General features: G+C 74.3%; 7 protein-coding genes. 3 read left to right on the plus strand and 4 right to left on the minus strand.

The genetic code is table 11. The features are described 5' to 3' along the window. Positions 1 to 83: 83 nt before the first annotated feature. The 3 genes from ABD308_RS00785 to ABD308_RS00795 all read right to left on the minus strand — a co-directional run bounded on the left by ABD308_RS00785 (position 84) and on the right by ABD308_RS00795 (position 3,823). Positions 84 to 1,103 carry an acetamidase/formamidase family protein gene (locus ABD308_RS00785; protein ID WP_344323019.1) on the minus strand — a complete coding sequence of 340 codons (1,020 nt, stop codon included), beginning with the start codon at positions 1,101 to 1,103 and terminating at the stop codon, positions 84 to 86. Continuing rightward, entirely contained in the window at positions 1,100 to 2,515 is a 1,416-nt protein-coding gene (locus ABD308_RS00790) for an APC family permease (protein WP_344323030.1), read from the minus strand. The genes ABD308_RS00785 and ABD308_RS00790 overlap by 4 nt, the downstream gene beginning before the upstream one ends. A 192-nt stretch (positions 2,516 to 2,707) precedes the next feature. Then, positions 2,708 to 3,823: an ABC transporter substrate-binding protein gene (locus ABD308_RS00795; RefSeq protein ID WP_344323041.1), complete on the minus strand. Its 1,116-nt coding sequence runs from the start codon at positions 3,821 to 3,823 to the stop codon at positions 2,708 to 2,710. Between the two features lie 94 nt (positions 3,824 to 3,917). Here ABD308_RS00795 and ABD308_RS00800 point away from each other — a divergent pair, with 94 nt between their 5' ends. Further along, positions 3,918 to 4,358 (plus strand): MarR family winged helix-turn-helix transcriptional regulator, encoded by a 441-nt coding sequence (locus ABD308_RS00800; RefSeq protein WP_344323053.1) that lies wholly within the window; start codon positions 3,918 to 3,920, stop codon positions 4,356 to 4,358. A gap of 361 nt (positions 4,359 to 4,719) precedes the next feature. Here the strand turns inward: ABD308_RS00800 and ABD308_RS00805 are convergent, their stop codons facing one another. Next, positions 4,720 to 5,661, minus strand: a complete 942-nt coding sequence (locus tag ABD308_RS00805) for an oxygenase MpaB family protein (RefSeq protein WP_344323064.1) — start codon at positions 5,659 to 5,661, stop codon at positions 4,720 to 4,722. A gap of 166 nt (positions 5,662 to 5,827) precedes the next feature. On the opposite strand from ABD308_RS00805, the gene ABD308_RS00810 reads away from it, so the two are divergent. Further along, the gene (locus ABD308_RS00810; RefSeq protein ID WP_344323070.1) at positions 5,828 to 6,253 is read left to right on the plus strand and encodes a YciI family protein; all 426 of its coding nucleotides are present in this window, start codon (positions 5,828 to 5,830) and stop codon (positions 6,251 to 6,253) included. A gap of 83 nt (positions 6,254 to 6,336) precedes the next feature. Further along, complete coding sequence (locus ABD308_RS00815; protein WP_344323103.1) at positions 6,337 to 7,185, plus strand: class I SAM-dependent methyltransferase; 849 nt, start codon at positions 6,337 to 6,339, stop codon at positions 7,183 to 7,185. Positions 7,186 to 7,192 lie beyond the last annotated feature (7 nt).

Raw genomic sequence — 7,192 nt, forward strand, 5'->3', positions numbered from 1 at the left:
TCGGTGGGGGAGGGGAGGTGGACCGGGGGTGGGGGCGGTCAGCGCCGGTCAGGGCGGCGCTGACCGGGGATGCGGACGGCTCTTCAACGCTCGCGCAGGTAGCCGGCGGCGGTCTCGCGGAGGTGGTCGTGCAGGCCGTCGTACGCCCGGGTGCGGCCCAGGAGGGACTTGGGCAGCTTGGCGGCCATCGTGTAGTTGGTGTCGCACACGTTGGCGGCCGGGGCCAGGCCGGCCTGGCTGACCAGCTGGTAGGCGTCCAGGGTGTCCAGGCCGAGCAGGTCGCCGCTCCAGTGCACGAGGTCGTGCTGGCTGATCCGGAAGGCGTCCTCCAGCGGGCGGGCCGAGCCGGTGGAGATCAGGTAGTGGTCGTTCTCCAGCCGGGGCCAGGCCGGGCCGCCGCCCTTGATCAGGTCGATCACCACGGTGGTGCGCATCGCCGTCTCGACCGCGGTCCCGCACACCTCGCCCTCGCCCTGGCGGGCGTGGCCGTCGCCGATGGCGAGCAGTCCGCCGGGCACGTTGACGCCGAAGTAGGCGGTGGTGCCGGCCCGCATCTCGGGGGTGTCGAGGTTGCCGCCGTGGGCGCCCGGGGTGATCGACATCAGGGTCTCGCCGCCGGCCGGGGCGACGCCGACCGTGCCGTGCATCGGGTCCAGCGGCAGGTCGACGGTGAAGTCGCTGTTGCGGGCCCGGAACCGGCAGACGCCGGCCGCGACGTCCAGCTCGTACACCCAGACCCGCTCCTCCAGCGGGGCGTGCAGCATCGCGGTGCTGTGGGTGGCGGTGAGCGCGCCGAAGTGCGGGAAGGTGCTGGAGACGCCCCAGTCGCGGGCCGGGGTGATCTCCACGAAGTGCACGGCCAGGGTGTCGCCGGGCTCGGCGCCGGCCACCGCGATCGGCCCGGTGACCGGGTTGAGGTAGGGGAACTCGCAGACCGCGCTCGGCAGGTCGGCGAAGTCGCGGACCCGGCCGCCGAAGCAGTCCTCGGTGGTGAGTTCGACCACCGTGCCGGGCTGGACGGTCACCAGCGGGGCGCGTCCGCCGAAGGTGTAGGCGTAGTCGTCGCGGGTGGGGTTGAGGGTGACGACGTCGGGCAGGTTCACGGGTTCTCCTTGCTGGGAGCGGAATCGGAAGCCATCGCGGCCAGGTTCGGGCGGCGGCCGGTCAGCAGCAGTCCGGTCAGCACCAGCCCGCCGATCGCCAGCCAGACGAAGCCGAGCCGCTGGGCGGCGATGTCCGCGTTGATCACCACGTACGCGAGGATCGCGAACCCGATGACCGGGGCGATGAGGTGGCGCCACCAGTCACGGCTGCGGCGGCGGAACACGTAGTGCACCACCACGGAGACGTGCAGGACGAGGAAGGTGGTCAGCGCGCCGAAGTTGACCAGGGTGGACAGCAGCGTGATGCCGTCCTCGCGGGAGGCGGTGTAGAGGCCGAGGACGAGCGAGACGCCCGCCGTCAGCAGGGTCGCGTTCACCGGGACGCGGTGGCGCGGGTGGACCTTGGCGAGGAACGCGGGCAGCTGGCGGTCGCGGGCCATCGCGAACAGCAGGCGGGAGGTGGCGGCCTGGGCGACCAGGGAGTTGGCGAAGCCCCAGGCCACGGCGGTCGCGGCGGCGGTGACGGTGGCGAGCCAGCCGCCGGCGGCGACGCGCGCCGCGTCGTAGAAGGCGGTGCCGCCGGGGTCGCCGTCGGCGATCAGCGTGTTCGGGTCCGGGACGAGCAGCGAGGCGATCCAGGTCTGCACGATGAACAGCGAGCCGGCCAGCAGCAGCGCGGCGATCATCGAGCGGCCGATGGCCTTGGTGGAGTCCTGGTTCTCCTCGGAGAGGGTGGAGATGCCGTCGAAGCCGAGGAAGCTCAGCACCGCGATCGACACCGCGCCGAACACCAGGCTCCAGGAGAACGTCTGCGAGTTGTAGACCGGTGTGAAGTCGAAGCCGCGGCCCTTGCCGGAGGCCAGCGCGGCCACGCCGAACGCGATGAAGACCACCAGCACCACGAGCTCGCCGATCAGCATCGCCTTGTTGACCTTGGACGTCATCTCGACGCCGAGGTAGTTGACGGCGGTGTTCAGCAGCACGAAGCCGACCAGCCACAGCCAGACCGGCACCGCCGGCACCAGCGAGTTCATCGCCACGCCGGCGATCAGGTAGAGCAGGCCGGGGACGAGCACGTAGTCCAGCAGGATCATCCAGCCGGACAGGAAGCCGACCGGTGCCGCGATGCCGCGCCCGGCGTAGGTGTAGACCGAGCCGGCCATCGGGAAGGCGCGGGACATCTGCGCGTAGGAGAGGGCGGTGAACATCATCGCCACCATCCCGAGCACGTAGGCCAGGGCGACCATGCCGCCGGAGCCCTGGAAGACGCTGCCGAAGATGCCGAAGGGGGCGATCGGCACCATGAAGACCAGGCCGTAGACCAGCAGGTCGGTGAAGCGCAGGGAGCGGCGCAGTTCCTGCTTGTAGCCGTAGCTCTCGATGCCGGCGGGGGAGGGGGGTGCTTCGGGCATGTGGGGGCTCTCTTCCGTGACGACCCGTGGCGGGGCGACCCGAGGTGGTGGGGAGACACTAGAGCCAGCTATTTCCAAATGGAAGGGTTTTGCGGTGTCCCGTCCACATGTCGAGCACCGGGTGCCGCGCCGGCGGCCCCGCGACAGCCCCGCGACAGCCCCGCACAGCACCGCGACGCCGCCGCCACGCCCCTACGGCAGCACCGTGAACCCGAGCCCCTCCGCCCGCGCCAGGTGCACCCCGTCCGGGGCCGGGCCCAGCGGCGCCCGCGCCCACGCCCGCCGCACCGCCGCGCCGTCCCCGCGCAGCAGCCGCGCCGCCGCCCGCTCCAGCCCGCCGTCCGCGACCAGCTCCCCGCGCGCCGCCAGCGCCGCCAGCAGGTGCAGCCCGTCGTACAGTCCGACCGCGTAGGCGTCCAGCACCGGCGCGTGCGGCCCGAACACCGCCCGGTGCTGCTCCGCCAGCCGCACCCGCCGCTCCTCCGCGAGGGACGCGAACGACGGCATCGCGGAGTACAGCGTGCCGGTGGCGTCCCCGCCGTACGCGAGCAGGCTGTTCTCCTCCAGCGCGCAGGACAGCCGCACCAGCCGGCGGTCCAGGCCGGTGCGGCGCAGCGCCCGGTTGAACCGCACCAGATCGGCGCCGATCAGGCTCAGCAGCACCGCGTCCGCCCGCTCCGCGCGCAGCGCGTCCAGCAGCGGCTCCAGCGCCCGCTCCGCCGTCCCGAACGGCAGGTGCCGCCGCAGCACCACCCGCGCCCCGGCCCGGGCCACCGCCTCACCGGCCGCCCGGTGCACCGCGTGCGGCCAGATGTAGTCGTTGCCGACCAGCGCCCAGCGGCGCAGCCGGTGCCGCTCGGTGAGCCGCTCCACCGCCCCGTCCAGCTGCCGCGCCGGGTCCGCCCCGGTGCAGAACACGCCCGGCAGCCGGCCGCCGCCCTCGTGCGGCGGGGTGAACACGTACGCGGTCCGCCCGGTGGTCACCGCCTCGACGGCCCGGTGCACGTCGCTGGAGTGGCAGCCGGCCACCGCGTCCACCGCCCCGGCGTCCAGCAGCAGCGCCACCTCCCGGGCCACCTCCGCCGGCGTGCCGCCGCCGTCCACCAGCACCAGCTCCAGCGGCAGCCCGCGCACCCCGCCGCCCGCGTTCACCTCGTGCGCGGCCAGCAGCGCGCCGTCCAGCGCCGACGGCCCGGTCAGGCCGAGCGTCCCGGACTGAGGCACGACCAGGCCCACCCGCAACGTCGGCGCCTCCCGGGGGAGGTACCGCGCGTCGAGCGGCTCCAGAAGCTTCACGTCGGCGCTCATCGCCTGCGAGTATCGTCATGGTCGGCCGATCCGGCCAAACGAGGGCGGAACGACCGGTACGACCGGGACCAGGGACGGGGAAAGAGACACGGCCATGACACCACCAGCCACCACCACCCCGGACGCCGTCGCCACCGACCAGCCCCTGCTGATCGAACTGCTCACCGTCGCCCAGCGCCGCCTCGCCCGCGACCTCGCCGCCCGCCTGGAGGCCGAGGGCTGCACCCTCGACCAGTGGCGGGTGATGCGCGCCCTCACCGAGGGCACCGGCCGCTCGATGGGCGAGCTCGCCCAGGCCCTGCTCATCCCGCAGGCCAGCCTCAGCCGGATCGTCGACGCCCTCACCGAGGCCGGCTGGGTCTACCGCCGCCAGGACGAGCAGGACCGCCGCCGGATCACCGCCCACCTCTCCCGGCTCGGCCACACCCGCCTGGCCCGCCTCGACGCCCTCGCCGCCGCCCACGACGCCGCCGTCCGCACCGCCTGCGGCAGCCACGACCCCGGGCCGCTGCTGCGCCACCTCACCGGGGCGTGACCGGGCCCCGGCCGGGAGCCGGTCACACCCCGGCCCGCCCGGCGGGGAGGGGGGCCGGTCCTCCGTCCGGACCCCGGCCGGCGGCTCCCGGTAGCGGGCCGCGTGGCGGGCGGGACCGGCGTCGGTCCGTGTGCGGCCGCCTGGCCGGCGAACCGAGCCCGGAGAGCGGATTCGGCAGCACCGGGTACTCGGTGGTCAGCTCAGCCGGCCGGCCAGCGGGTGCCGGTACGCCCGGTGGTCCGTCCCGCCGTAGGCCGCCGCGCGGGTGGCCAGGACGAGGGGCGGCGGGTGGCCGTGGACACCGCCGAGCCCGGCTCGCCCTCCGGGGTTTCGGGGCCGCGGACGCCGGCGCGGCCAGCCCTCAGGCCCCGGCCCCGTCCTCAGCGCCGTCCCCGGGCGCCGCGGTGTGCGGGAACGGGCAGCCGCCGGAGGAGGGCCGGGTGCCGCCCTTGGCCTCGAAGGTGCCCAGGTCGCTGATCCGATAGCCGTGCGGGTAGCCGGGGTAGCTGCGCACCTGCCAGCCGTCCCGGCCCAGGTGCGGCCGGCGGCGCGGCGGCATCAGCCGCACGACGCGCCCGCGCAGCCGCATCCCGGCGCGGACGGCGCGCCGCAGCGCGGCCGGCGGGGCCGGGTAGCCGAAGGCCTCGCGCAGCGGGTCGTCGAGCAGGCAGACCGAGGAGGTCCGCATCGTCGGCCGCAGCGGCGCGGGGTACCAGGAGGCCATCAGGCCGAGCGTGGCGTCGGAGACCGCCCGGGCGCCGGGGTCGAAGGCGAAGTGCTCGCGCTCGTAGTCGTCGAGCAGCCGCTCGAACTCCTCGTAGGTCTCCGGGATTCCGGTCATGCCCATGTGCCGGCCCAGCTCGCGGTAGTAGTTGACCGCCGCCCGGACCTCGTGCGGGGAGAGGCGGCGCCAGCCGTAGTCGTCCAGCCAGCGCTTGGGCGTCACCACGAAGGTGGCGAGCACGTACCGGAAGTCGTCGTCGGAGATGTCGTACCGGCGGTGCATCTGGTTCATCCGGCGGATCGCCTCGCGGCCCCGGGAGGAGTCGAAGCCGTGCTCGACCACCGCCTCCAGGATCAGCAGGGTGTCGTCGTACCGCTTCTGCGTGCGCCCGGTGAACTCGCCGGTCCGCGCGAGCAGTCGGCCGACGCTGGGGACGGCGTAGGTGCGGTAGAGCGCGAAGCCGAGCGACTGGGTGTAGTCCCAGGGGAATTCGTACCAGCTGCTGATCCGGTAGATCTCGGTGAACTGGGTCTCCGGGTCCAGGCGCTGAATCTTCTTCAGCCAGTCGTATCGCTGCACGGATCCCGACCCTAGGGGCGTGGTCAGGGCGGGGTCAACGCGTTGCTCCGGGGTGCTCCGGGGGCGTCGCGAAGTTCTTCCGGCGGATTCCCGGGCGGGATGTCGAGATCGGGCGGGGCGCTCCGACCCTAGGGTGAGAACCCGCGGACGAACGAGGAGCGGAACGATGAAGTACATGCTGCTGATGCAGTTCAGCGCGAAGGACCTCGACATCCCGAAGGTCGAGGAGTGGCCGATCGAGGACGTCCGGATCCACGTGCGGTACATGCGGGACCTGAACGCCGAGCTCAACGCCAGTGGTGAACTCGTCGACGCCCAGGGCCTGGCGATGCCGGAGACCGCCCGGATCGTCCGCGCCGGCGGCGGTGCGCCGGTGGTCACCGACGGCCCGTTCCCGGAGACCAAGGAGTGGCTGGCCGGCTGGTGGATCGTCGACTGCGCCCCGGGGAGCGACGACGACGGCGACGGCGGCGAGCGGCGCGCGATCGAGATCGCGGCCAAGGTCTCCGCAGCCCCCGGCCCCGGGGGCAGGCCGCTCGACATGCCGGTCGAGGTGCGCCGGATCATGTCCGAGCCGCCCGTCGAGGTCTGAGCGCCCCCGAGGATCACGGCCCACNNNGTTCGCCTACAGCGATGGGCCGACTGGGCCCCGGCCGGGCGGGCAGGTATCCGGCCATGACCTCCTCTTCCACCACCAGTCCCACCAGCCCCGCCGTCCCGGACTTCTCCGGCGAGGTGGCCGCCTACTACGCCGAGTACCGCCGCGGCTATCCGCCGGCCGTGCTCGACGCCCTCGTACGGACCTTCGCCCTGGACGCCCACCCCGGCGTCGGCGACGTCGCGCTCGACCTCGGCTGCGGCACCGGCCAGCTCGCCCTCCCGCTCGCCGCCCGCGTCAGGACCGTCATCGGCATGGACCCGGAACCGGAGATGCTCCGTCAGGCCCGGTCCGCCGCCGGCCGGGCGGGCGTGCGCAACGCGCTGTGGCTGCTCGGCACCGACGCGGACGTCCCCGGCCTCGCGGGCCTGCTGCCCGGAGACCGCCCGCTCGGTGTCACCGTGATCGGCAACGCCCTGCACTGGATGCGGCCCGACGAGCTGTTCGGCGGCCTGTCCCCGCTCACCCGCCCGGGCGGCGGGGTCGCCGTGATCGCCAACGGCGCACCGGTGTGGGCCCAGGACACCGACTGGTCGCAGGCCCTGCGCGCCGCCCTGGAGGAGCACTTCGGCCGCCCGATCACCGCCTCCTGCGGCACCGACACCGCCGAACGCGAGCGCTACGCCGCCTCGTTGACGGCCGCCGGCTTCGCGGACGTGCGGGAGACGGTGATCACCTACGAGGACGCCCTGACCCCCGATCAGCTCCTGGGCACCCTCTACTCCGCCATCCCCGCCCCGTCCCTCCCCGGCCCCGCCGACCGTCCGGCCTTCGCCGCCCGGCTGCGCGCCGCCCTCCCCGCCCCGCCCACCGCCGCCGGCTACCCGGAGCACGTCCGGGTCTCCCTCCTCACCGGCCGGCGGTAGCCCCGGG

Origin of the sequence: Kitasatospora putterlickiae (assembly GCF_039527695.1) — a bacterium.
Taxonomy (GTDB): Bacteria; Actinomycetota; Actinomycetes; order Streptomycetales; family Streptomycetaceae; genus Kitasatospora; species Kitasatospora putterlickiae.

Excerpts from the sequence above, each read along its gene's own strand:
- ABD308_RS00790 (WP_344323030.1), bottom strand. The coding sequence starts at position 2,515 with ATGCCCGAAGCACCCCCCTCCCCCGCCGGCATCGAGAGCTACGGCTAC.
- ABD308_RS00795 (WP_344323041.1), bottom strand. The coding sequence starts at position 3,823 with ATGAGCGCCGACGTGAAGCTTCTGGAGCCGCTCGACGCGCGGTACCTC.
- ABD308_RS00800 (WP_344323053.1), top strand. The coding sequence starts at position 3,918 with ATGACACCACCAGCCACCACCACCCCGGACGCCGTCGCCACCGACCAG.
- ABD308_RS00810 (WP_344323070.1), top strand. The coding sequence starts at position 5,828 with ATGAAGTACATGCTGCTGATGCAGTTCAGCGCGAAGGACCTCGACATC.
- ABD308_RS00815 (WP_344323103.1), top strand. The coding sequence starts at position 6,337 with ATGACCTCCTCTTCCACCACCAGTCCCACCAGCCCCGCCGTCCCGGAC.